This window comes from Roseibium sp. RKSG952 (assembly GCF_009711355.1).
Map to the genome: position 1 here is coordinate 1 of NZ_SMMF01000444.1, position 1018 is coordinate 1018.

2 protein-coding genes are annotated in these 1018 nt (G+C 59.4%); both read left to right on the forward strand.

The window, feature by feature from the left end; all coding sequences use genetic code 11:
• Nucleotides 1-151, forward strand: a 151-nt coding sequence (locus E1297_RS51125; RefSeq protein ID WP_155132980.1) for a transposase, incomplete at its 5' end; no start/stop codon positions are given.
• Nucleotides 152-186: 35 nt separating this feature from the next.
• Nucleotides 187-1018: IS3 family transposase (locus E1297_RS01470; RefSeq protein ID WP_155132983.1), on the forward strand; the 832-nt coding region annotated here is incomplete at its 3' end.

Sequence of the window (1018 nt, forward strand, 5' to 3'; positions counted from 1 at the left end):
CAAGTGGAAAGCCAAGTATGGCGGCATGACCGTGTCGGAGCTACGCCGGTTAAAGGACCTTGAAGCTGAGAACTCGGCACTGAAGCGACTTCTGGCGGACGCCATGCTCGACAACGCAGGTCTCAAGGGGCTTCTGGCAAAAAACTCCTGACGCCTGTCGCCCGTCGGGATGCTGTCGAGACGTTGATGCGAGATCAACAATTCACGCAGCGGCGGGCGTGCAGGCTGGTCGGAATTTCCAGATCGAGCCTGGCCTATCAGGCACGCCCGGATCGTTACGCACGGCTCCGGGAACATCTGATCACGCTGTCAGGCAAGCACAGGAGGTATGGCTACCGCATGCTCCACGCCAAACTGGTGCGCGAGGGCTTCAAGGTGAATGTCAAAGTCGTCGAGCGGATTTACCGCGAAGAACGGCTGTGGCTGCGCCGTACCAAGCGCAAGAAGATCCCCAAGGAAGGTCGTGAGGGCGGCTGGTGCCCGATTGCCGCCAACCAGAGGTGGTCGCTGGATTTCACCAGTGACGCGCTGGCGAACGGACGCAAGTTCCGGACGGCAAACCTCAAGGATGACTGCACCCGCGAGTGTCCTGCCATCGAGGTGGACTTCTCCCTGCCCGGCGAGCGGGTCGTCGAAATGCTGCAGCGTGTTGCCCGCGAACGCGGATACCCTGATATTCTGGTCGTCGACAATGGGCCGGAACTCCGCGGGCGCACACTTGACGCATGGGCCGATGACCACGGTGTGCAGTTGTATTTCATCAATCCAGGAAAGCCGACCCAGAACGCCTATATCGAAAGTTTCAATGGGCGCTTCAGGGATGAATGCTTGAACCAGCACTGGTTCATCAGCATCGGCGAAGCACGCCAGATCATCGAAGATTGGAGGTTCGACTACAATACAGAACGCCCGCACAGCAGCCTGAAATATCAGACCCCGGAGGAGTTCGCGACAGCGCGGCCCTTCGACAAAACGCAATGGGCGCAGCCGCTTGAGCTATTTGAGGGCTCCGCGGCTG